The organism is Streptomyces sp. NPDC025793, from assembly GCF_055558375.1.
This window is the reverse complement of sequence record NZ_JBVHMR010000050.1, coordinates 1-22433: the sequence shown is the minus strand read 5'-3', so window position 1 is coordinate 22433 and position 22433 is coordinate 1. Positions and strand designations below refer to the sequence as shown.

14 protein-coding genes and 6 pseudogenes are annotated in these 22433 nt (G+C 68.3%); 14 read left to right on the top strand and 6 right to left on the bottom strand.

Annotation, left to right across the window (positions count from 1 at the left end; genetic code table 11):
- The first annotated feature begins 92 nt into the window (after positions 1 to 92).
- From ACZ4MF_RS42550 to ACZ4MF_RS42535, 4 genes and pseudogenes are all read left to right on the top strand, one after another.
- On the top strand, positions 93 to 1742 hold the full coding sequence (locus ACZ4MF_RS42550) for a glycoside hydrolase family 27 protein (protein ID WP_467498898.1): 1650 nt from the start codon (positions 93 to 95) through the stop codon (positions 1740 to 1742).
- Positions 1743 to 1867: 125 nt separating this feature from the next.
- Positions 1868 to 3152: pseudogene (locus tag ACZ4MF_RS42545) on the top strand (arabinofuranosidase catalytic domain-containing protein).
- Positions 3153 to 3204: 52 nt separating this feature from the next.
- Positions 3205 to 5187 (top strand): alpha-L-fucosidase, encoded by a 1983-nt coding sequence (locus ACZ4MF_RS42540; protein WP_467498896.1) that lies wholly within the window; start codon positions 3205 to 3207, stop codon positions 5185 to 5187.
- A gap of 75 nt (positions 5188 to 5262) precedes the next feature.
- Positions 5263 to 6573 (top strand): ricin-type beta-trefoil lectin domain protein, encoded by a 1311-nt coding sequence (locus tag ACZ4MF_RS42535; RefSeq protein ID WP_467498932.1) that lies wholly within the window; start codon positions 5263 to 5265, stop codon positions 6571 to 6573.
- Between the two features lie 780 nt (positions 6574 to 7353).
- On the opposite strand, the gene ACZ4MF_RS42530 is transcribed toward ACZ4MF_RS42535, so the two are convergent.
- Entirely contained in the window at positions 7354 to 7719 is a 366-nt protein-coding gene (locus ACZ4MF_RS42530; RefSeq protein ID WP_467498894.1) for a hypothetical protein, read from the bottom strand.
- 326 nt (positions 7720 to 8045) lie between these two features.
- Between ACZ4MF_RS42530 and ACZ4MF_RS42525 the strand changes: the two are divergent.
- Positions 8046 to 8911 (top strand): annotated as a pseudogene (locus ACZ4MF_RS42525) (IS5 family transposase).
- A 735-nt stretch (positions 8912 to 9646) separates the two neighbouring features.
- On the opposite strand, the pseudogene ACZ4MF_RS42520 reads toward ACZ4MF_RS42525, so the two are convergent.
- Positions 9647 to 9877 (bottom strand): annotated as a pseudogene (locus ACZ4MF_RS42520) (transposase); the annotation flags it as partial.
- Between the two features lie 80 nt (positions 9878 to 9957).
- On the bottom strand, positions 9958 to 11181 hold the full coding sequence (locus ACZ4MF_RS42515; protein WP_467498892.1) for a PP2C family protein-serine/threonine phosphatase: 1224 nt from the start codon (positions 11179 to 11181) through the stop codon (positions 9958 to 9960).
- Between the two features lie 1266 nt (positions 11182 to 12447).
- Here ACZ4MF_RS42515 and ACZ4MF_RS42510 point away from each other — a divergent pair.
- From ACZ4MF_RS42510 to ACZ4MF_RS42500, 3 genes and pseudogenes are all read left to right on the top strand, one after another.
- Positions 12448 to 12631 (top strand): annotated as a pseudogene (locus tag ACZ4MF_RS42510) (IS256 family transposase); the annotation flags it as partial.
- A 21-nt stretch (positions 12632 to 12652) separates the two neighbouring features.
- Positions 12653 to 13090, top strand: coding sequence for a maleylpyruvate isomerase N-terminal domain-containing protein (locus tag ACZ4MF_RS42505; RefSeq protein WP_467498930.1), 438 nt, complete (start codon positions 12653 to 12655; stop codon positions 13088 to 13090).
- Between the two features lie 111 nt (positions 13091 to 13201).
- Complete coding sequence (locus ACZ4MF_RS42500) at positions 13202 to 14002, top strand: FkbM family methyltransferase (protein WP_467498891.1); 801 nt, start codon at positions 13202 to 13204, stop codon at positions 14000 to 14002.
- A gap of 76 nt (positions 14003 to 14078) precedes the next feature.
- On the opposite strand, the pseudogene ACZ4MF_RS42495 reads toward ACZ4MF_RS42500, so the two are convergent.
- A pseudogene (locus ACZ4MF_RS42495) lies at positions 14079 to 14732 on the bottom strand (DEAD/DEAH box helicase); the annotation flags it as partial.
- 436 nt (positions 14733 to 15168) lie between these two features.
- Here ACZ4MF_RS42495 and ACZ4MF_RS42490 point away from each other — a divergent pair.
- Complete coding sequence (locus tag ACZ4MF_RS42490; protein WP_467498889.1) at positions 15169 to 15927, top strand: G1 family glutamic endopeptidase; 759 nt, start codon at positions 15169 to 15171, stop codon at positions 15925 to 15927.
- Here the strand turns inward: ACZ4MF_RS42490 and ACZ4MF_RS42485 are convergent.
- Positions 15912 to 16337: a hypothetical protein gene (locus ACZ4MF_RS42485; protein ID WP_467498888.1), complete on the bottom strand. Its 426-nt coding sequence runs from the start codon at positions 16335 to 16337 to the stop codon at positions 15912 to 15914. The genes ACZ4MF_RS42490 and ACZ4MF_RS42485 overlap by 16 nt on opposite strands.
- A gap of 1018 nt (positions 16338 to 17355) precedes the next feature.
- On the opposite strand from ACZ4MF_RS42485, the gene ACZ4MF_RS42480 reads away from it, so the two are divergent.
- The 5 genes and pseudogenes from ACZ4MF_RS42480 to ACZ4MF_RS42460 all read left to right on the top strand — a co-directional run bounded on the left by ACZ4MF_RS42480 (position 17356) and on the right by ACZ4MF_RS42460 (position 21201).
- The gene (locus ACZ4MF_RS42480; protein ID WP_467498886.1) at positions 17356 to 17697 is read left to right on the top strand and encodes a hypothetical protein; all 342 of its coding nucleotides are present in this window, start codon (positions 17356 to 17358) and stop codon (positions 17695 to 17697) included.
- A 554-nt stretch (positions 17698 to 18251) separates the two neighbouring features.
- Positions 18252 to 18728, top strand: coding sequence for a class I SAM-dependent methyltransferase (locus ACZ4MF_RS42475; RefSeq protein ID WP_467498884.1), 477 nt, complete (start codon positions 18252 to 18254; stop codon positions 18726 to 18728).
- An 884-nt stretch (positions 18729 to 19612) separates the two neighbouring features.
- Positions 19613 to 20023, top strand: coding sequence for an NAD(+)--rifampin ADP-ribosyltransferase (arr, locus tag ACZ4MF_RS42470; protein WP_467498882.1), 411 nt, complete (start codon positions 19613 to 19615; stop codon positions 20021 to 20023).
- A 43-nt stretch (positions 20024 to 20066) separates the two neighbouring features.
- A pseudogene (locus ACZ4MF_RS42465) lies at positions 20067 to 20180 on the top strand (IS5/IS1182 family transposase); the annotation flags it as partial.
- A 385-nt stretch (positions 20181 to 20565) separates the two neighbouring features.
- On the top strand, positions 20566 to 21201 hold the full coding sequence (locus tag ACZ4MF_RS42460) for a DUF1989 domain-containing protein (RefSeq protein ID WP_467498880.1): 636 nt from the start codon (positions 20566 to 20568) through the stop codon (positions 21199 to 21201).
- A gap of 276 nt (positions 21202 to 21477) precedes the next feature.
- Here ACZ4MF_RS42460 and ACZ4MF_RS42455 read toward each other — a convergent pair whose 3' ends face one another.
- Entirely contained in the window at positions 21478 to 22032 is a 555-nt protein-coding gene (locus tag ACZ4MF_RS42455) for a hypothetical protein (protein WP_467498878.1), read from the bottom strand.
- Positions 22033 to 22433: the final 401 nt, after the last annotated feature.

Below are 22433 nucleotides of genomic sequence, written 5' to 3'. Positions count from 1 at the left end.
ACCTGAGCGCCGGCACCTCCAGGCCGACGGCACTGCCGCTGGCTATCACTGATTGTCCGTCAGTTCCCACTCATCCCAGGAGTAGATGACTTATGCCAACGACCACTGGGGCAGCCAGGCGCCTTCAGCCGCTGCCTTCACTGCTGTCCCTGCGCAGAATCCTGGCACTCACCTTCTCGGCCGTGCTGTTCATGGTGGCCGCCCCCCTGCTCTCGCTCGGTACGGCGCATCCCGCCGCAGCGCTCGGCAACGGGCTCGCGGCGACCCCGCAGATGGGCTTCAACGACTGGAACGCGTACGGCTGCAACGTCTCCGAGTCGCTGATCAAGTCCACCGCTCAGGCGATGCACACCAACGGCATGCAGGCGGCGGGATACTCGTACGTCAACATCGACGACTGCTGGCTGACCCACAGCCGCGACTCCGGCGGCCACCTGGTGCCGGACCCGGCCAAGTTCCCCGACGGGATCAAGGGCACCGCGGACTACGTGCACTCGCTGGGGCTGAAGCTCGGGATCTACGAGGACGCGGGCACCGCGACCTGCGCGGGATACCCGGGCAGCCTGGGGCACGAGACCACGGACGCGCAGTCGTTCGCGTCGTGGGGCGTGGACTACCTGAAGTACGACAACTGCAACAACACCGGTGCACCGGCGCAGACCCGGTACACCGCGATGCGGGACGCCCTGGCGGCCACCGGCCGGCCGATCCTGTTCAGCCTGTGCAACTGGGGCCAGGAGAACGTGTGGACCTGGGGTGCGGGCGTGGGCAACAGCTGGCGCACCACCGGGGACATCACCCCCACGTACTCCAGCATGCTGTCGATCTTCCACAGCAACGTGGGACTGGCCTCCTACGCGGGCCCCGGCCACTGGAACGACCCGGACATGCTGGAGGTCGGCAACGGCTCGCTGACGGCGACCGAGAGCCACAGCGAGTTCAGTCTGTGGGCGGAGATGGCCGCGCCGCTGATCGCGGGCACCAACATAGCCTCGGCCAGTGCGGACACCTTGTCCACGCTGACCAACTCCCGGGTGATCGCGGTCGACCAGGACCCCCTCGGCAAACAAGGGACCATGGTGGCGTCCTCGGGCGGCCTGGACGTGCTGGCCAAGCCGCTGGCGGACGGAGACGTGTCGGTGGCGCTGTTCAACGAGACGGACTCGACGGCGACCATCACCACCACCGCGGCCGCGATCGGGAAGGCCGGGGCGTCCACCTACACCCTGACCGACCTGTGGTCGGGCGCGTCCTCGACCACCTCCGGCACGATCAGCGCCTCGGTACCGGCGCACGGCACGGTGATGTACCGGGTCTCGGGCGGCACGAGCGGCGGCGGCACCAGCGCGACCGGTGAGCTGCACGCGGTGGGTGCGGCCAAGTGCCTGGACGTACCGAACTCCACCACGACCGCGGGTACCCAGGTGGAGATCTGGAGCTGCAACGGCGGCGCGAACCAGACCTGGACGCATACGGCCTCCGGGCAGCTCACCGTCTACTCCGGCAGCGGCCAGATGTGCCTGGACGCCTACGACAACCAGGCCACCCCGGGGACGAAGGTGGAGATCTGGCCGTGCAACGGCCAACCCAACCAGCAGTGGTCGCTCAACTCCAACGGCACGATCACCGGAGTCCAGTCCGGCCTGTGCCTGGACGTCACCGGAGGGGCCACGGCTGACGGAACCTTCGCCCAGCTGTGGACCTGCAACGGCGGCAGCAACCAGCGGTGGACGCTGGGATGACTCGCACCTCCCCTCGGCCAACGGCGGATTCGGTACCGCCGCGCGGCGACACCGCCACAGAAGACGTCTCCTCACCCGGAGCAGCAGGCGCTCGCCGACGAAGGCGATTCCCGGCCGTGCTCCTGATGGCCCCGGCCGCGTCGGGCACCCCGGCGTTCGCCACGTCCTCGCGAACCAGCACGCCCTCCGCGGTCCGAACGGCGCCGGCGTACGCCTCCGTGGCCGGCACGTCGCTGCCCTGTGACATCTATGCCGCGGGTGGTACGCCGTGCGTGACGGCGCACTCCACGACCAGGGCGCTCTTCGCGTCGTACAACGGGCCGCTCTACCAGATCCAGCGGGCCTCCGACCACCGTCACCGCGACATCGGAGTGCTCGGCGCGGGCGGATACGCCGACGCCTCGTCCCAGGTGTCGTTCTGTGCGGGCACGCCGTGCACGATCACGAAGATCTACGACCAGACCGCCAGGCACAACGACCTGCCCATCTCCTGGGGCGGCTGCTGGAAGGGCCTCGCACCGGGCGGATCCGACGTCGAAGCCGACGCCATGGCCCTGCCGGTGACCGCGGCCGGCCACCATGTCTTCGGGATCAAGGTCACCCCCGGCCTCGGCGACCGGCTCGACCACGCCAGCGGAGTGGCCACCGGCGCCCAGCCCGAGCGCATCTACATGCTGACGTCGTCGAACTGCACCAGCCAGTGGTGCTGCTTCGACTGCGGCAGCGGTGAGGACTCCCACACCGACACCGGCAACGGCACGTACCACACCGACACGGGCGCCAACAAAGACCCGAAGAACCCCGGTGTGCGCTACCCCTTCGTCAGCGCACGGCTGAAGAACAACGGCGCCAGCAACTTCACACTGAAAGACGGCAACGGCACGAGCGGCGGCCTGGTCACCACCTTCTCCGGCCCCCGGCGCGATGACCGCGGGCCACCCCTCCGACGGCACCGAGAATGCCGTCCAAGCCGCCATCCCCGCCACCGGCTACGGGGCGGGATGCGGTGGTGGCCCCTCGGGTGCGCTGATCGCCGTGGACGCGGGGAAATGTCTGGAGGCGACGGGCGGGTTCACGACGGCGGGTACGCAGACGCAGATCTCCGACTGCATCGGCGCAGCGAACCAGACCTGGTCCCAGAGCGCCTCCCACGAGCTGACCGTCTCCTCCGGCGGCAGCCGCGTGTGTCTGGACGCCTCAGGGCAGGGCGCCGGCCCCGGCACCAAGGTCGTCACCTGGACCTGCAACGGCCAACCCAACCAGCAGTGGACGCTCAACGCCAACGGCACCGTCACCAACGCCCAGTCCGGTCCGTGCCTGGACGCCACTGGCGCGGGGACGGCCAACGGCACCCCTGTGGAGCTGTGGACCTGCCGCGGCGGCAGCAACCAGAAGTGGACGCGCAACTGATCCGGTGACGGCCGAGATTACCCACCCCGTGGATGACGCTGAGAGGCTCCGCATGACTTCCTCCTTCCTCCCGATCAGCCGACGCCGGCTGCTGGCGGCGACCGGCGCGGCCACGGCCTTCGGCATGCTGCGGTTCGCTCCCGGGGTCGCCGCGACCGACGGCCCGGCGAACTACACCGCGAGCTGGTCCTCCGTGGACCAGCACCCTCCCGCCCCGGCCTGGTTCCAGGACGCCAAATTCGGCATCTACTACCACTGGGGCGTCTTCAGCGTGCCCGCGTTCGGCAACGAGTGGTATCCGCGCAACATGTACATCAGCGGCTCGGCCGAGAACCAGCACCACATCGCCACCTACGGCGACCCCTCGGTATGGCCGTACAACAACTTCATCGACGGAGCCCGTGACAAGGCCGGCAACCACGTGCAGTTCGCGCCCAAGCTCGCATCCCGGGGCGGCAACTGGGACCCGAACGCCTGGGCGCAGCTGTTCAAGGCCGCGGGCGCGAGGTTCGCCGGCCCGGTCGCCGAGCACCACGACGGCTTCTCCATGTGGAACAGCCGCTCCAACCCGTGGAACTCCGCTCGGCGCGGTCCCATGCTCGACCTCGTGGGGCTGCACGCGCAGGCCATCCGCGGGCAGGGGCTGAAGTTCATGGCTTCGCTCCACCACGCCTACCACTTCAACGGCTACTACGACCACGTGCCGAACCAGTCGGACCCGACACTGCGCGTCCTCTTCGGCCAGCAGGGCCCGGCCGCCGAGAACCAGCTCTGGTACGACAAGCTGGTCGAGGTCGTCGACGGCTACCAACCGGACCTGATCTGGCAGGACTTCGACCTCAACCTGGTGCAGGAATCGGACCGGCTCCAGTTCCTCGCGGACTACTACAACCGGGCCGTCTCCTGGAACAAGGACGTCGTCGCCACCTACAAGGACGGATTCGACAACAAGGGCGAGGTCTTCGACTTCGAGCGCGGCGGCCCGGCAGGACTGCTCACCCCCTACTGGCTGACCGACGACAGCATCTCCTCCTCCAGCTGGTGCTACACGGCGGGCATCGGCTACTACTCCACCCAGGCACTGCTCCACTCACTGATCGACCGGGTCAGCAAGGGCGGCACCATGCTGCTGAACATCGCCCCGATGGCCGACGGCAGCGTCCCCTCCGGACAGCAGTCCATCCTGCTCGGCATGGGCGACTGGCTCGGCCGCTTCGGAGAGGCGGTTTACGGCACCCGTTCCTGGACGAGTTACGGCGAGGGCCCCACCAAGATGGGGGGAGGTGCGTTCAGCGGACCGGTCGCCGGCAAACCGCAGGACATCAGGTTCACCCGAAGCCAGGACAACAAGGTCCTCTACGTCACCGCGCTGGGCTGGCAGGGCGGCACCATGACCGTCACCACGCTGAGCTCGAACCAGATCAACCTCAGCAGCCTGACCGGCGTCCGACTGCTCGACAACGCCGCCGGCACCTACGTCGACCTGCCCGCACCGACCCAGGACGCCTCCGGCCTGCACCTGGCCATGCCCTCGCCGAACCCGCCGTTCGACGCCCTGGCGTACACGGTCAAACTGACCTTCTCCGGTGAGATTCCCGTCCTGGGCGCACCGGGCGGCTCCACGACCTGGGTGAAGATCGCCAACGTGACCAGTGGACTGGTGCTCGACAGCGGAGGCGGCGTCGCCTCCGGCTCCAACCTCAAGCAGTGGAACTACGACGGCAGCGCCAACCTGCAATGGCAGCTGATCGACCTCGGCAACGGCTACTGCCGCATCATGAACCGCACCAACGGCATGGCCGCCGACAGCTGGGGCGACTCCGCCAACGGTGCCCCCGCCCGGCAGGCGGCCTGGAACGGCGGCACCAACCAGCAGTGGTCGCTGAGCAGCCTCGGCGGCGACCGCTACCGGATCGTCAACCGGGCCACCGGCACCGCGCTCGACGGCAGCGGCAGCACCGCGGCGGGCTCGACGGCGGTGATGTGGACTCCGAACTCCAGCACCAACAACGAGTGGACGATCACCGGTGTGTGACCTCCCGGCGACAGACGCTCCGTCCCCATTCCTCGACCAGGGAAGAAGGAGTGCATGAAACGCAAACCGCTCTTGATGTCCATCGCGGCCGCGATACTTCTCGTCCTGTCAGCTGCGGGCACCTCGTCCAGCAGCGGCCTCGGCGCGCCCGCGTCGGCCGGCACCGGCGCCGCCGGGGCGACCGCCGGCTGTGGCAAGGCTCCAACGCTGACAAGCGGCACCCACACGATCCAGAGCGGCGGCCAGACACGCAGTTACATCCTGCGGGTCCCCGTCGGCTACGACATCAACCATCCCTATCGGCTGGTCTTCGGTTTCCACTGGCGGGGCGGGACCGCCAACGACGTCGACTCGGGCGGAACGGACGGGTACAACTGGTCCTACTACGGCCTGCGGCGCCTGGCGGACAACGCGAACAACGGCACGATCTTCGTCGCCCCCCAGGGCAACGGCAACGGCTGGGCCAACCCCGGCGGCCAGGATGTCGCCTTCGTCGACGCCATGGTCAGCCAGATCGAAGCAGGACTGTGCGTCGACACCACGCAGTTGTTCTCCGCCGGCTTCAGCTACGGCGGTGCGATGTCCTACGCCCTCGCCTGCTCCCGGGCGACGGCCTTCCGCGCTGTCGCGGTGTACTCCGGCGCGAACCTCAGTGGGTGCGACGGCGGCAATCAGCCCATCGCCTACATGGGTCTGCACGGCATCAGGGACAACGTGCTGCCCATCTCGTCGGGACGGGAACTGCGCGACACCTTCGTCCGGGCGAACGGCTGCACCGCGCAGAACCCGCCCGAGCCGGCGTACGGAAGCCTGACGCACATCATCACCAGCTACTCAGGATGCAAGTCCGGACACCCCGTGGTCTGGGCCGCGTTCGACGGAGCGGGCCACGACCCCGGTCCGATCGACGGATCCACCGGTGACGGCTGGCGCACCTGGACGTCGGCAGCCGTGTGGCAGTTCTTCACACAGTTCGGCTCGAACCAGCCGCCGCCCTCCGGCAACCAGGAGATCGTCGGCCGGCAGTCGGGGCGCTGCCTCGACATCAACAACTCCACGACGGCCAACGGCACGCAGGCACAACTGTGGGACTGCAACGGCGGCTCCAACCAACGGTGGACCTACGCCGCCGCGAAGCAGCTGATGGGCTACGGCAACAAGTGCCTGGGCGTCGGCCAGTCCGCGGGCAACGGCACCCCCGCGGCGATCTGGGACTGCACCGGGCAGTCGGACCAGCAATGGGACGTCAATCCCGACGGAACGATCACCGCAGCGCAGTCGGGGCTCTGCCTGGACGCCAACGGCCAGGGGACCGCGAACGGTACGAAAGTCCAGCTGTGGAGTTGCACGGGCGGTGCGAACCAGCACTGGCGCCTGGAGAACTGACACGCCGGGGCCAGTCAGGGCACCACGCCTGCCTGGCCCCGCAGACCTCGACGCACGCCGAGCCGGACGGAACCGCGCAGACCCCTGCGCGCTGCTGACGGGAAACGCCGCGGCATCCGGCCTATCAAGATGTCGTGGGGACAGCCCGTCCGTCCGTCTGTCTGCCTGCCTGGCGGCAGCGGCACATGCCGTGTCCCGTGGGCGAACTCGTTGGTGGTGCCCTCCACTCGGGTGTCTGGTGCTCGGTGTGGACGCGGACTTGCAGGTCGCGGAGTTCTCGCGGAGGAGAGCCCACGTCGCGGGCGCTCGCACGGGAACTGGTGCACCGGGGGCGGTCCGGACGCGGCTGACACTGGCCCTTGGTGAACCGCGCCACGATCAGGCGTGCCGCGGTGGGCGAGGAGGCCGGGTAGGGGCGTGCCGGCCCGCTCTAGCGACTCCATGCCCGCCAGTTGCCCGGTCTCACACCCCGCGCCGCCCAGTGCGCCGCTTGTGCCAGGCGTGTTTGTGGCAGCGGCCTCCGCCGCCGATGCCGCGAACGACAGCCGGTCGAACAGAACACGGCCATCGCCTTCGCCGACGGCATCAGCGGACCACCGCACCCACGGCACAACCGCGGCCCCGCGTCGTCGTCCGTGACCACGACCAGCCCCGGCCGGAGCACCCCGTCCCTGCCCGTGCGGCCACCGTAGGGAGCGAAGAGGCCCCAGGGAATCCCTCATCGCACTGCCGATCAACCGTCCCTAGTGCCATGTACAGAGGGTGACCTCGCCGTCCTGGTCAGGCGAGATCTGTCAGGTCCTCCGCGAACACCTGAGACAGAGGCTGCGGTCCCACGTACTGCTGGCAGTTGCACTGACCAGCCTCGTAACGCAGCGGCTTCTTGTTCTCATCCCAGGCCACTGGCACCTCGATGCGCTCGTGACACTGGCCCTGCTTGTCGTGTTTGGCGAGATGGTGCGTGCATCCGCACACTGGCTCCGGAGGCTTGTTCGCTGCTTCGACGGCCAAGCGTTCCTGTTTCGCCGCCTCCAGCAACTGCAACTTGCGCTCATGCCGATTACGCAGTGCGGTGCGGACGTTGTCAGCTGCCCACGCGAAGCCACCCGTCCAAAAGACGATGAGAACCCACCAGAGCCAGTCCATCCGCTGTCCCCTCCCCCTGTGCTGCTCCCGACCAGCATAGATCGCTCACCCGAAATACCATCCCACTGTCATGCAAGCCTCAGGCACAGTTTCTGGGAGGTCGTTTTCACCTGTGATGCGTTCTTTGGCCTGGTCTTTTCGACCGGCGGTTGGCGTCTCGGCGGGTCTGGTGGAGTGGTTGCGGCACATGCGCCGGATGGGGTGACGGCTGGGGCGAGGTGTGGCTTGCGCCTGTCTCATCCCACGACGCCCGTCGCGTGGTGGTGCTCCCGCCGTTCTCGGTTCACGCCTGGGCGCATGCCGCCGGTCGGCGGTATGTCCGGGTCATGGCCGAACGTCATGCGTATCCCAGTGATCTGTCCGATGCCCGCTGGGAGTTGGTCGAGCCGGTGCTCAGTGCCTTTCGGGCCGAGCGGCGCCGGTGTGCGCTGAACATCGGCCGCCGGCCCGAGCATGACCTGCGCGAGATCATGAACGCGATCCTGTACGTGGACCCCGGGGTGCAGTGGCGCTACCTGCCGCACGACTTCCCGCCCTGGGAGACGTGTTACGGCTACTTCGCCAAGTGGCAGAAGGCCGGCGTGTTCGCCCAGCTCACCGGCGTACTGCGCAGGCTGTTACGACAGCAGGAGGGCAAGGGTGCGGAGCCGTCCGCGTGCGTCATCGACGCCCAGAGCGTGAAGACCTCCACCAGCGTCCCGGCCGCCGGACAGGGCACCGATGCGGCGAAAAAGATCGTGGGACGCAAACGGAGCATCGTCACCGACACGCTCGGACTGCTGCTCGCGGTGCTGGTCACGGCCGTGAGCGTGCAGGGCTCCGCTGCCGGAACCCACCTGGTCGACCAGGTGGCGGCCGCTCATCCCACCAGCCGCAAGGTCTGGGTCGACGGCGGCTACCGCCGGCACCTCGTCGAGCGCGCCGCCACCCTCGGCATCGACATGGAAATCGTCCAACGCACCCCGGGACCAGGGGATTCACCCCGCGGCCCAAGCGCTGGATCGTCGAGCGGACCTGCGGATGGCTGATGTTCCACCGCCGCCTCGCGCGCGACTACGAGACGCTGCCCGCCCGCTCCGAAGTCATGATCCACCTCGCCATGACCGACCTGATGGCCCGCCGCCTCACCGGCGAAGCCGCCATCTCCTGGCGCGACCCGGCACCACGGGATCAAACACCAATTCCGGGATGAAACATCGGGAGAAAACGATCTCTGAAGGCCGCGCAGAATGTCAACGTCACCGACTGGACCACTGCGCGGAGCAAGCTCGGCCTGGCGGCCTGGCGGCCTGGCGGCCCAGCCCGCCGGGCGGCGGTGTGAAGCGAGCAGCCGAGAGCGGGCTACGGGGCCGAGTCGGCGGTGTTCAGCCCCGTGACGCGGAGCTACCATGCGTCCTTCGCGCGCTGATCCTGGGCCTGGGATCAGGGGGCGGTCGGCAGGCGAGAGTGTTGATGAACTGTCGCGTGAGGCCGGGCTGTGGCCCGGCGGGGTCGGGCCGGTCTCCGTGGCGGGAGCCTTGGCGAGGCGCCCGGGGAACGAGCCGGCCCGGATCATCGAAATCCCTTGGTGCAGGAGGCCTGGTCGGTCTGTCGTGCTGCGGGGGCTGCGGGTGCCTGTGCCGTAACGCCGGTGAGGCCGCCGCCCGGGACGGGCGCGGGACTCCCGGTAAGGGTGTACCAGGCAAGGTGTCCACGAAGCCGTCCACCGAGGGAGCGGGCGATCGAACCCGCTGGCCCCGCGCTGCTGTCCCGGACCGCGTGGTGTACCACCAGGGCTTGCTCGACGGCATCCGGCAGGGCCAGGCCGCCGAGGCTTCCTGATGCTGCAGGTGCCTGTGCCCCGAGACGGTTGCGGTCGTCAGCACCGCTGCCCTCCACGACGTCCACCTGTCCCTCGCCACCGCTGCCAGTCCTGGCTGAGGCCGAACCAGATCAGGAACCGGCGGTGCACCGTGGACGTCGACGCCCCGAAACACGGCGGCAGAGCCCGCCAGGCACAGCCGCTGACCAGGACGTAGATGATGGCCGCGAACACCGCCTCGACATCGATGTTCGCTACCCCGCCGCCCTGCGGCCGTACTCGCGCCGACGGCAGCAAAGGTCTGGCGATCTCCCATAGCCCATCGGGCACGATCCATCCCCACCACGCACTCCCCATGCTCGGCCGACGACCAACCGACCATGGAGGGCACGGTGTTTGTCCGTTTCCGGTGTGGGTTCGGTTGAGGGCGAGGTTGTTCAGTCAAGGAGTGCGAGGTGGTCGGCGACGCCTCCGTGCCACTCGATCATGAACAGGGTGGCGTCGTCGGTGGTGCGTCCGCCCCGTTCCGCCTTCAGTGTGTGAGAGAGCCAGGTCAGGTCCGCCCGGACGTTTGATGACTGCTCCGCCAGGCGGTTGACGCACTGGATGAGTCGTTCTTCGCCGAACGGCTCCTCGCCGGCGACGTGTTCCTCGATGATGCCGTCGGTGTAGCACAGCACCCGGTCGCCCGGCTGGAGCAGGTGTTGTCTGATCCGGGGCTGTTCACCGCCCAGGCCGACGGGCAGCGTTGTGGCGCTCTCCAACTGTCGCAAGACCCGGCCATCGCGGATCAGCAGTGGCGCGGGGTGGCCCGCGTTGACCAGCTCCAGCTCACCGGTGGCGATGTTGAGGTGCATCAGCTGGGCGGTGACGAAGTGGTCGGGCCCGAACTGCCGGGAGACGGCGTCGTCCATGAACGTGTACTTCTCGGCCAGGCTGACGAACACGCGCCGGGCATGCCGGTAGGCGCCGATGGCGATGGTCGCCATCGCGGCGGCGTCCAGGCCGTGGCCCATGGCGTCGATCACTGCTGCGTGCAGGATGCTGTCGTTGAGGGCGTAGTCGAAGCTGTCGCCGGCGGCGCGGTAGGCGGGTTCCAGGGCGCCGGCCACTTCGACCTGCGGCACGGTCATCGACAGGGGCGGCAACAGGCTCCACTGGATCTCCGCGGACACGCTCATCGGCTCCCTGCGCCGGGCCATGAAGAACAGGTCGGTGTAGGCGTTCTTGGTGACGAGCATGTCGGCGACCAGGCCGGCGAGCCGGCGCAGCAGGCGCCGGTCGTCGTCGCGGACGATATCCAGTGTCAGGGCCATCACCCCGACCTGGTCGCTGCCGTCCAGCAGCGGCAGATACATCCGCACGCCGCCGTGGTCCTGCGGTACCTCGACGAGGTCCGCGCGCAGGAAGGCCCGGCCGGCGGGGGAGTCGGCTACCGGCTGCGGCTGGCCGACGTGCAGCTTCCTGCCCGGCAGCGGTACCAGCAGCTCCTGTGCGTAGTCCTGGAGCAGGATGGAGACGTCACGGCCGCCGATCTTGGTCACTTCCTCTGCGATCAACGGGGCGATCAGCTGCGGCGGCATCAGCCGTGCCCGGTCCAGCAGCAGGCCGAGCAGCCGCTCGCCGAACCCCTCGGACCGGTCCACGCTCTCCTCGGCCATGACTCGCCTCGCCACCTCCTTCCCGCCACCCGCGCCCTTTACCGCCTTCGCACAAGATGACCTGAAAAGCCGCTTGAGCGCCCCATTACGCCATGTGCGGCATGTCAGCACACGTTGTCCGCGCAAAGCGATCAGGCCGCCCGGGTCAGTGAAGACGTCGTCAAGGCTGATGAGGTGTCCCGGCTGCGGGCCAGGTTCCTGGTCCTCCTGGGCCCGACGTCCGGGTCCAGGAGGACCGATGCCTGGACGAGTGCCGCGGCAGCCGCCGCGGCGACGGGCGTATTCGGCCTCATCGAGGACCCTCGGCGGTTCAGGTGGACCACCGGTCGTGTACTGGGACCGAAGCCCCAGGTCAGCTATCAGGTGGGTGAGTCGGCGCAGGACGAGGCCGGCGGGGCGGGGCGCGAGCCGGCGCGGGACGCGTCGTTCGTGTGGATGAGGGCGGTTGCCGCGTCCCCGCCGACGGCCCTCGCCGCGTTTACGGTGGTGGGGACTTCCGCCGCCGAACCGAGGACCTCTTCGCCTGGAATGCAACTGGCTCCACACTGTGGACGGCAATTCAACTCAGCTCAAATGGAGGGTAGTTGACGCCGAATCCGGCCGGAGGGTGAACGTTCGCGGTGCGGAAAACCGAGAACGGTCCGGTCCTCACCTTCCCTGTGGCCGCCTGGTTCTCCTTCACCACCCAGATCGCGGCGGGGCCGTCGGTGTAGGGGGGGACGACTCTCTCGCTCGAACTCATTGGCCATCACCTGGCCGGGCTCGCGCCGGGCCCGACCGGGCTCCCTGGCCGACGGAGGCGCCGACGATGTGCCGGGCCCGGCAAGCGGTAGGCCGCTCACCCGCCTTGGCAGCTCGGAGCCTGGATTCTCCCGGGCATGGTGAACGGCCGTTGACGGGCCTGCTCCGGTGGGTACCGGCTGCTGCCAAGCGTTGCGCGATGGCGGGCGAGCGACAACTGCGGCTGCTGCCGACGGGATGCGTCGTGGCGGCAACGCGGGACGCAAGCCCTTGAACCGGCCGTACTCCGCACCCTGCTTGGTGCGGCCGTAGACGCGTTTGTGTGTGGAGTCGACATAGGTGAATGCCTTCTCGTCGGCGGCGGGAAGCAGCGAGGTGTGCGTGGCCAGCGCCGCCAAGAACCTGCGGTGCACGGCATGGAGTCGGAGTACGTGGCCGTGGGTGAACGCACGCGGGAACGTCCCGAGTGCCAAGGGGGCACGGATCCCGCCGAACAGGGTCGCACCATGGTGCAGGACGTCCAGGTCGACGTTCTCTGCCGTCCGCCTGCGGACCAAGGTCATCCGAGGCGCCGGCTCCCGCACCGCCGCCTTGGCCATGGTCTTCAGCTCGTCGAGTGTGCCCAGCGGCGTGGCGGGCCGTGAACGCGTCCCACCGCATCGCCCTCGTCCGCGCAGGAGCCCGCTTCGAACGCGGACAGCTATCCGAGTCTGGCCGCTCCGGAGGAGCGATCGAGGCAGGAGCGGGCGGTAGTACCGCCGAGCTCGTGGCCGACCTGCGCAGTGCCGCCGTCCGGTTCGTCGCGGAGTGCCGCAAGATGCCGCCCGAGGCGTGGAACCGGATGGTTCGCTGGACGCGCGGCCAGGAGCGTGCCGCCGTGCGTGTCGCCGATTCCCGGTTGTGCGAGGTGCTGGTTCATCACGTCGACCTGAACGCCGACTACACGCCCGCCCAGTGGCCAACCGGCTTCGTCCGGGACACGCTCGGCCGGGTATGGCGTCCTTCAGCGCAAGCGACGACGCTCCCGCGATGCGGCTGCACAGCACCGACACCGAGATCAGCGGCGACATCGGCACCGCACGAGCGGCGCCGACCATCCACGGCCCACGGACCTCACTCCTGGCCTGGTTGGTGGGATGCGCTCGACCAATTCATCCACAGCTCTTGACTGTTGCTCGTCATGAGAAGTGGGCCGATGCCAGACCCTGTGGAGCTGGGGCAGGGCCGAAGTGAAGCGTGAGGGCTGGATTGTTGGCTCCGACCCTGATAATGACTTGTCATGGCCATGGATGCGATTGAACTGCACAGTATCAATCATTGGGAAGCGTCCTTCCTGCGCGAGGAGGTGGGCGGCTACTTCACCCGCGGCGTCGAGTGCATGCCCGGCGCGACGGTACTCGACGTGGGCGCCAACATCGGTGTGTTCTCGGCGGCCGTCTACGAGCGGTTGGACGGGGATGTGCGGATCTACGCCTTCGAGCCGGTGCCGCCGCTCCATGCGATACTCGAACGCAATGCTCGTGAATTCTTCAACGGGCGTCTGACCGTGCTCCCTTACGGCCTGGCGTCCCGTGACGACGAGCTCGATTTCAGCTACGTTCCGGCCGCCACGATCTTCTCATCCTCCTCGCGGGATCAGGGGAACATCGAGGCAGAGCGGCGGCGGGTCACCGCCAGCGTTGTCGAAATGATCCGTCAGGGGGGCCTGGGACCGGTCCTGCGCCGCCTACCCGCTCCCATCCTCACTCCTCTCGTCAGCCGCAAGCTGCGGGTGATGCGGCGGCTTGAGACGCACCGGGCGAAGGTCAGGCCCTTGTCATCAGCGCTCGACGAGCAGGGCATTGACCACATCGACCTGCTCAAGGTCGATGTGGAGGGCGCCGAACTCGATGTACTCAGAGGCATCGAGGAACGGCATTGGCCGCTGGTCCGCCAAGCCGTCGTCGAGGTGGAGCGTTGGCGACAGAACCGCGACACGGTCTGCGAAGTCTTCCTCACGCACGGCTTCACGGTCAGCACCGAGCAGGACGCGGTGCAGCAGGCCGGCGACATCGGCATGGTGTTCGCGACCAGGCCCTAACCACGCGCAGCCCCGGCACTCGATTGCGAACTCCGGACCGGTGGCGGTCATCTTCCCCGCGGGTTCGTGAAGTCATCGTGACGCCGACTTCGACTTCCGTGTCGTGGGGGACGGCGTGGTCGTAGGGGACGGCGTGCAGGCAGGTGATCTGGTCTCGGTGCGCCGGCGGAGCAGGGGCTCGTAGCCCTCCAGCCAGACCAGGGATTCCGGCCGGTAGACCCGGGTGCGCAGGAACGCGGCGACCATCGCCGCGTCGTGCGGGGAGGAGAAGTGGAGCAGTGCCGACGTGGCAGCAGCCTGCACGTCCTGCTCCTGGTCGTCGCCTTCGCTCCTGGCCGCGACGATCCGGCCCTCCTCGTCACGCTGCACCTGTACCTGCCGTTCGTGCTTGCTGCGGGGCAGAGCGCGGGAGGCGAGTTGTTCGACGAGGCGTTCGTGGTGGCAGCGCAGGCCCTGCAATACGGCTATGAGGAGGCGGAAGCTGGCGGAGGCGACCATGTCCTTGGGGTCTTCTCCGGGCTGGGAGAAGACGGGCACGATGATGTGGGCGGTCTTCGAGCTGCCGTCGCGGTTGTGCCGCGGTGCCTGGCCGATGTTCTGCACGATCTCGACCTGTGAGCCGCGGGTGTCGGCGAACCACACGGCTTCCACGCCGCGCTCGCCGGTGATGTCGACGCCCTCCCGGAGCTACGCGCACCGGGGCGAGGAATGCCCGGTGCACGCGGTGGCCGGTGTGTGCGGGCTGCGGCCAGAAGCTCACCCACGGCCGGTGGAAGTCCGTCGACTCCTAGGACTGGAGCCGGCCGTGAGAGTCCCACCCTGATCTGCGCGAGGACTGCCAGAGCCGGCCGTCGCAGCACAAGCGCGGGCCGAAACCGACGAACGCGAGCGCCAGGGGCAGGAGGACTTCGCCAGACGGTCTTCAGCCGAGAGGCGGAGGGGCTGTACGACGGCTGCGAGCGGGATTCCGGCCCCTGACAGCTGGTCGGTATCGCCTTCAACACGCCTTTTGTAGAGGGTACTTGGCAGGTCCTTTGCTGTGAGATGCCGGAAGCCGGGTGGCAACGACGCTTGTTGACTGCACACTGACAATCACGGGCGCACGTTTTCCCCCGCTGGTGGCCGCCAGTTAGGTCTGCACCGCGAGTCCCGCGAGAAGGAGCAGCATGTCTGCCACGATCCGCCTCACCGCAGCCACAGCCGTAGCCGCCGCCGTCGTGTCGGCGCTGGCGACCTCCCCCGCCGCCGTCGTTGCGCCGGTGCTGCGCATGACCCCGGTCAGCGGTCACATCAGCAGCCACCAATTGGTCGGTGGCACCAGGAACAGCACCAGCTCCAACTGGGCCGGCTACGCCGCGACCGGTACGACGTTCACCAGCGTCTCCGCCAGCTGGGTGCAGCCGGCCGTCAGCTGCACCAGATCGACCACGTATTCGTCGTTCTGGATCGGCATCGACGGCGACGGCAGCAACTCCGTGGAGCAGACGGGCACCGAGGCCGACTGCTCCAGCGGCCGGGCGGTCTACTCGTCCTGGTACGAGATGTACCCGGCGTACCCCGTCAACTACAGCAACTCGGTCAGCGCCGGTGACCACTTCACCTCCACCGTCACCCGCAGCGGCACCAAGTACACGCTCACCCTCACGGACACCACCAAGGGGTGGACGAAGACCACGACCAAGACGGAGAGCGGCCTGTCCAACGCGTCCGCCGAGGTCATAGCCGAGGCGCCGTCCAGCTCTTCCGGCGTGCTCCCGCTGTCGAACTTCGGCACCGCGAGCTTCACCGACGCCACCGCCAACGGCCAGGCGATCGGCAACTACTCGCCCGACAGGATCAATATGGCGTCGGGCAGCACCACCAAGGCCACCACCTCCTCGCTGAGCGGCGGGGAGAACTTCTCGGTCACCTACGACCACAGCTGAGCCGCGACTCGCTTCGGCGGGGCGGTCCCGGGCGCTACGGCGTCCCGGGGCCACCCCCGCTTCCCGGTCGTGAGCCCGATCTCGGCCCGCGCCGTGATGAAGCGCCTGTCAGCGGCCTTGGCAGCGGCGGAGACCACGCCATCGCGGTTGTAGGGAGTGTTGATGGTGAGAGCCGTCAGGTTGGCGCCGTAGCGCGCGATGAGTATCGGGTCGGCAACGGTGCCATCGCCGCCGGAGAGAAGTTCCGCGCTTTGATCGCCGTAGCGAGGAGCAGGCAACCGGGTCAGCGTGAATATCGCTGCGGGCGTCGGTGAGGTGATGGTGCCGGCAGGACGGGCAGCCGCGTCGCGCAGCAGGTTGTTTGCGGCTTGTCCGGATTCGGTCAGAAGGAGGCCATGGCGTCGGTACAAGCGAACCGATCCAGGTTTGAGCGTACGGAACCCTGGCGGCTGATCCACTCCCGTCTGAAGGGTGCCGAAGGTCTTGTAGCCGACACCGAGTTCGTCGGGAATGAGTGGCCGTTGGACGAGCCGGGCTCCAACCGTAGAACGTGATCTTCATCGCCGCGGTGTTGCAACGGCCCCCGAGGCGTGGGGGCCGAGCCGACGAGGTGCGTAGTCGGTCAACCGACTTCATGTCAGCGTCGGCGGCCATGTGCGGACGCTGCGGTTCGACGGCGCACGCTGGGACTGGGCCGGCGCTGGGCATACGGACGATGCGAAGCTGCATGCCCCCTTCTCCGACCATGACACCGCACCGGCGGCGAGCGAAGATGTCTGGGAGAGGGAGCCGAAGCGGGAGAACCATGTCTCCGATGCGAATTACCAAGCTGGACACGAAGCTTGGCGAGGGGCCGCGGATGCGACCGAAGCCGCTCGAACCACCGGGGCCGTCTTTCTCCGCGACGACGGCTGCGGCCTCTGCACGCTTCTCGTGGTCAGCGGGCCCATGCGAGGGACCATGTGGTTCGGCGGGCGGGCGACATGCGATCGCCTGAACCCGCTGTTGAAGGATGACCGCCAAGCGGCGAGCTTTGCGGAGTGGTACCTCGACTGGCTCGCCCACGAGGAGTCCCTGACGACACCCGAACAGCGCCGTACCGCTTACCAGGACTGGCGCGCAGGCGCAGGCACGCCCATCCGTACCGCTGGTTCGACTCGTAGAGTCCAGCACGTCGGTCAGGGGCGCGGTCCCACGGTCCCCATCGCCTGCGAGCACCGTCCGTTCGGCTGTAGGCCAGGACGTCGCGCTCGGGAGTGTGGTGAGAGTGGTGGTCCTTCATCCGTGGACCGATTGGAAACGCTACGCCTCATGAAGTCGCCGTAGCTGTGCTTTTCGGACGTCTGGGGTGAAGTCGCTGAATCCCGCCGGTGCGCAGACCATGCTAGGAGGGCAATGAGCATCTGAGTCCAGGAGAAAGGATCGCACGTGAAAGCATGCACGCTGGTTGCTTTCGGGGCCGCCTCGGCCGGCCTCGCCACCAGTCTCTTCGTTGCCGCGCCGTCCGCGACTGCCGCACCCGCCTCCGGTACTGGAACCGCTGCCGTTGTGACCCCCGCGGCGGCCGCCGCCAATTGCAGCACGTGGTTCGACAACGCCGGGCCCGGCGGCGCCGGCCGGGCCCACGCGAAGTGTCCCGGCGTCTACGTGCAAATCACGATCACCTGCGTAGACGGACAGCGGAACACCAGTGCCTGGCGCTATGGCTACGCCAAGGCCGAGTGCTCGTACGGCGTCGACTGGGAGGGCGCCGTCTACCGCACCAAGTGATCCTGAACCGCTCGGCAGAGGAGCCAATGCGGGCGGTATCGGACAGCTGGTTGCTGCCTGTCGCAGGCAGCAACCACGCCGCAGTGACCGTCATCGAGCGGCAGTTCAGCCGAAGAGTCAATGGGGCCGCCGAACAGACTTCGTTGGCACACGCTCAAGGCTCAGTGTCACAGGACAGCGCGTCCTGTGTCCCGTCTTCAGCGATCCGGTCCGCGTCTCGGCTGATCTGGCTTCATTCGTCTGTGGTCGCGGGTGATCTGGTCCCGCTGTTGACGGCCCGAAGCGCCGGAAGACCGGTGGAGCAGTCGGAGCGCCTGTCCGTACCGTCCGTGGGGTGATCTATCTGAGCCCCCTGGGCTATCTGCTGGGCATCGAGGGCGCCGCTTTGCGCTGCGGCTTCAGGGAGGGAAGCGCCGACCGGGAGTTCGTCCAGGCCCGGATCGCCGAGATTCGGGCCCTGCTGGGCGCGCCCGCCCTCGCGCGTGCTGAGGGAGTCATGGCGAGTCCGGGCACGATCAGCACGGCCGACGTCTACCAAACCTGGGCGCCGCACTATGACGCCCCCCGGCAATCAGATGATCGACATCGAGCAGCCCGTTGTCCGACACATCCTGGACAACCTGCCCGTCGGCACGGCACTGGACGCGGCCTGCGGCACCGGCCGCCACAGCACCTACCTGCATGAACTCGGCCACCACGTGATCGGCGTCGACGTTTCACCGGACATGCTTGCCCAGGCCCGCAAACGTCTGCCAGACGTAGAGTTCCACGAGGCCGACCTGCACCGGCTGCCGCTTCCCGACAGCACGGTCGCCACCGTCGTCTGTGCACTCGCCCTGACACACGTCTCCGAACTGGCCCCCGTGCTGGCCGAGTTCGCGCGTGTCCTGCGCCCTGGCGGACATCTCGTGATCTCGGACGCCCACCTGCTGGTGTCCTACGTCCGGCCGAGCCTGCCCCGCCGTACCGGCCCGGACGGCCGCCCGTCCCTCCTCACCGAATACCACCGAGCGGCGATGAGCGGCTGCTGAACGGCCGAGAGGTTCCCTGTGCAGAGCAGCACCGGAACCCCTCCTTCACTGTGCAACCGGACACTCCACACGATGCGTTGCCGACCTCAGATTCGCGATGGACGCCTGCTTACCGCGCACAGACAAGCTGTCGTGCGGAACTGACAACGGCCCAGCCAGGGCTGCCATCAGAGGGGGAAGCACTCTCATGAAGTGGAAATCGGGGCGGCCCGCGGTGCGAGCTGCCATGGTCGGCTCGATGATCGCCGGCACTGTGGTGCTGGCCAACGGCCAGGCTCACGCAGCCGAGGGGCAGTGGAGGCCCAGTACGAGCTACTGCCCGGCAGTAGTGAAGATCGAACTGCATTCCTAACCGGCAACCGGACAGGGCGTAGAGGATGCCACCGAGCCCGTTACCGCACCTGCGCTGCGGCGAACGCGGCGTCCGGTGGCCCCAGCTGCTCGAACGCGGGCCAGGTCGGACGCCGCCAGTACAGCGACCGTATGTGCCCGAGATCAGCGCTGCGGGACCGGGTACAGACCTGCCCGGCCGGAGCGACCGGGCAGGCGTCGTACCGGGTCGAGACGGTGAGGTCGTCGCCGAACCGTACCCTTGGCGTCGGCCCTCAGAACACGCGCGTCCACGCACCTGCTCGATGTCCTCCCTGGCGTCCGTCTGCCCGACCTGGAAGAGCTACGGGCCCGTGGCGTGCTCGGCACGAGCCCGGTGCCGCCGGCACCACGGCGGCCCCTCGGTACCCGCCGCCGCGCCGCCCTGTGACGCGGCGGGTGCTCGCACGCAGCGGGGCCTTTGGCGACGGCGGAGTGGATCCAGCGCTCCTGTCCGGGGCTCTTCACTCGGCAGACGGCTGGGGGCGGGCAAGCAGGTGTCGTAACCTGTGGCGATGAACGAGGCGTTGGACGAAGGACCGTTCTTTCACGGCACGAAGGCCGAGCTGCGGGTCGGAGATCACCTCACCGCCGGTTTCCGTTCCAACTACCGGCCCGAAATCGTGATGAACCACATCTACTTCACTGCGTTGCGCGACGGCGCGGGACTCGCCGCCGAGCTTGCCGTCGGTGACGGGGCCCCGCGGGTGTATGTCGTCGAACCGACCGGAGCGTTCGAGAACGATCCAAACGTCACCGACAAGAAGTTCCCTGGAAATCCCACTCGCTCCTATCGCAGCAGGGAACCGCTCCGGATCGTTGGCGAGGTCACCGACTGGACGCGACAGACACCCGAAGCTCTCCAGATGTGGCGAGACCGGCTGGCCGCGATCCGTCTGCATGACCGTGCCGAAATCATCAACTAAGCGTCGTTTCGTCACTACTGGGTCACGGTGAGATGCTCTCGCTGTGGCTGGTGTGACCACGGTGTCCGAGCCGTTCTGGGTAGCCCCGTTCACCGGACTGAGCCCGCGCGACTTCGGCAAGTCGGTGACCGCACTGCGCAGCGAGGGCGTTGAGTCGTCCCCGCCCCCACGGGGACAGCTCCGGAGTCGTCAGCGACCGCAGCGGCCTTCCTCTCCCGGCCGCCGCCGGAGCTCTGGAGCGTGTCATTGCGGGACCGGTCGTGGTGTCCGGCCCGTCGCTACGGGGGAGAGCTGCGGGCCGGACGCTTCACGATGACACACGCCCCCTGCCACCCGGAAGAATCGGGGTCGACTTCCTGCCGCGCGGCGTCAGGTGAGGCAGTCGGCGACGAGGACGGAGAGCTCGTCGGGGGTGGCGATGCGGATGCCGAGGTCTTCGGCCTTGGCGTGTGGGGAGCCGGCGTTGTCACCGGCTACCACCAGGGTGGTCTTCTTGGCCGCGCTGAACGTAGGCGCGTCGGTCTGAACACCAAGGAGAGATCATGGCTGTGACGATGACGCCGGCCGCACGCACGGGAGCGGCTTTCCAGGTACGGCGGGGCGGAACACTGCGTGTGATCAACACGTGCGGGAGCCAGGTGGTCGACACCTGGGCCGTAGCGAGGCAGGAACCGCAGCACGGGCTTTCGATGGCGCACACGCGCCCCGTGCTCGGCCGCCTGATGGTGAAGACCGGTGACAAGCTGGTCCACGACCGGCGCAGGCCCGTCCTGCGCATCGCCGAGGACACCTCGCTGGGCGTGCACGACACCTTGATCCCGGCCTGTGACCCCGTCCGGTACCGGCAACTGGGACACACAGGCCACCACGACAACTGCAATGACAACTACCACCGAGCCCTCGCCGACTCCGGCCTCCCGGACCTCCTGATCCCGGTGCCCGCTCCACTCAATTTGTTCATGAATATGCCCGTCAATTCGGACGGTGACATCGTGTTCAGCGCGCCGGTCAGCCGTCCGGGCGACTCGGTGCTCCTGCGGGCGCTCACGGATGTGGTGGTCGTGCTGTCCGCCTGTCCGCAGGACATCCTCCCGGTCAACGGCGATCTCCAGCAGCCGAGGGACGTGGAGGTCCGGATCACTGACGCCCCGGGCAAGCACACAGAAGAGCGGTCATGAACGGGGAAACGGGCTCGGACACCGCTGCCACGCGTCGCCGGGCGGCGAGGCCGCCTCCACACCCGTGGCGCGTCACGTCGTGACGTCCGGCCCGTAGCCACGGCGCCTGATTCAGGCTGCGGCTCGCGTGCATTGAGCAAGTGAGATCACCTGGAGCAAGGCCGGACCGGCAGGCCGGCTACGGCTGCCGGTTGAGGCTGCCGGTTGCGGGCGCGGTGAGCCTCGACCAGGCGCGTCGGCGGTCCCGGCGCGGCGTGCAGGGCCCGTTGACGCGTGTTACTGCCGCCAGGCGCCGGCGCTCTGGTCGAAGTCCTCCTTGTATGAGCGGCGCTGGGTGAGATCGGATTCGGTCAGCTCCGGGTGCACTGGCGGCTTCTGCGGGGCGGCCCACAACTGGATCAGGTGGCGATCGCGGCGTTCGCCGACGCCGGGCTCGGGGTCTGCGGTGTGGCAGTACAGGCGCATTCTGATCCATGCCGGTACCTGGCTGGTGGGCAGTTGGAGCGGGCCGTCTTCGGGTTCGGCTTCTTCGAAGTCGCCGCTGCCGAGGATGTAGATGACGGGAGTGTCCTCGATGGCGTGCAGGCTCATCTCTTCCGCAGGTCCCCACGCCGGGTCGGGCTCGGGTGGGGGCGGCTCGTCGTGCATCTGGACGGTGATGGTGATGGTGCCGGTATCGGTGTCGGTGAGGATGTGCGCCGAGTCGCTGCCGATGGGCCCGCACCACCAGCCGTACGGCCACTGGGGCGGCCATTCGTAGTCCTCGCCGAGTGCGAGGAGGTAGCCGTACTCGCCGGTCTCCGGCGTCAGGGTGGTCTCAGCGATGATCACGATGGTTTCCTCGCGCAAGGGGGGTCCCCGGCTCGCGGGGTGTCCCATGATGCCGTTCGGCCCAGCGTGCCAGACCGTCAGGCGACGACGTAGAACGCGTCGTTGTCCATGACGTGCATCAGTCGGCGCCAGTTCGTGATCCGGGCGCCCTGGGTGTTGTTCTCGTTCGGGCTCACCCACGTCGTCTCGCCCATCTCGCAGCGAGCTGGACCGCCGGCTCGCCGGGCGGCCGCCCGGCGAGCGACGCCATGCACATCGTCCTGGACGACACCGCGATGGCTGCCGTCGGCTGTGGCAACGTCCTGGCGGTGCCCTCGTTCGGACCTTCCCGCTGCCGACCGCCCGGTCAGGAACCAGCCGTAACGGCACCGAGTACCGTGGACGCCGGCGACCGGTGAGCG

Coding starts and splice junctions, on each gene's coding strand:
- ACZ4MF_RS42550 (WP_467498898.1), top strand. CDS start 93: ATGCCAACGACCACTGGGGCAGCCAGGCGCCTTCAGCCGCTGCCTTCA.
- ACZ4MF_RS42540 (WP_467498896.1), top strand. CDS start 3,205: ATGACTTCCTCCTTCCTCCCGATCAGCCGACGCCGGCTGCTGGCGGCG.
- ACZ4MF_RS42535 (WP_467498932.1), top strand. CDS start 5,263: ATGTCCATCGCGGCCGCGATACTTCTCGTCCTGTCAGCTGCGGGCACC.
- ACZ4MF_RS42530 (WP_467498894.1), bottom strand. CDS start 7,719: ATGGACTGGCTCTGGTGGGTTCTCATCGTCTTTTGGACGGGTGGCTTC.
- ACZ4MF_RS42515 (WP_467498892.1), bottom strand. CDS start 11,181: ATGGCCGAGGAGAGCGTGGACCGGTCCGAGGGGTTCGGCGAGCGGCTG.
- ACZ4MF_RS42500 (WP_467498891.1), top strand. CDS start 13,202: ATGGCCATGGATGCGATTGAACTGCACAGTATCAATCATTGGGAAGCG.
- ACZ4MF_RS42490 (WP_467498889.1), top strand. CDS start 15,169: ATGTCTGCCACGATCCGCCTCACCGCAGCCACAGCCGTAGCCGCCGCC.
- ACZ4MF_RS42475 (WP_467498884.1), top strand. CDS start 18,252: ATGACGCCCCCCGGCAATCAGATGATCGACATCGAGCAGCCCGTTGTC.
- arr (WP_467498882.1), top strand. CDS start 19,613: ATGAACGAGGCGTTGGACGAAGGACCGTTCTTTCACGGCACGAAGGCC.
- ACZ4MF_RS42460 (WP_467498880.1), top strand. CDS start 20,566: ATGGCTGTGACGATGACGCCGGCCGCACGCACGGGAGCGGCTTTCCAG.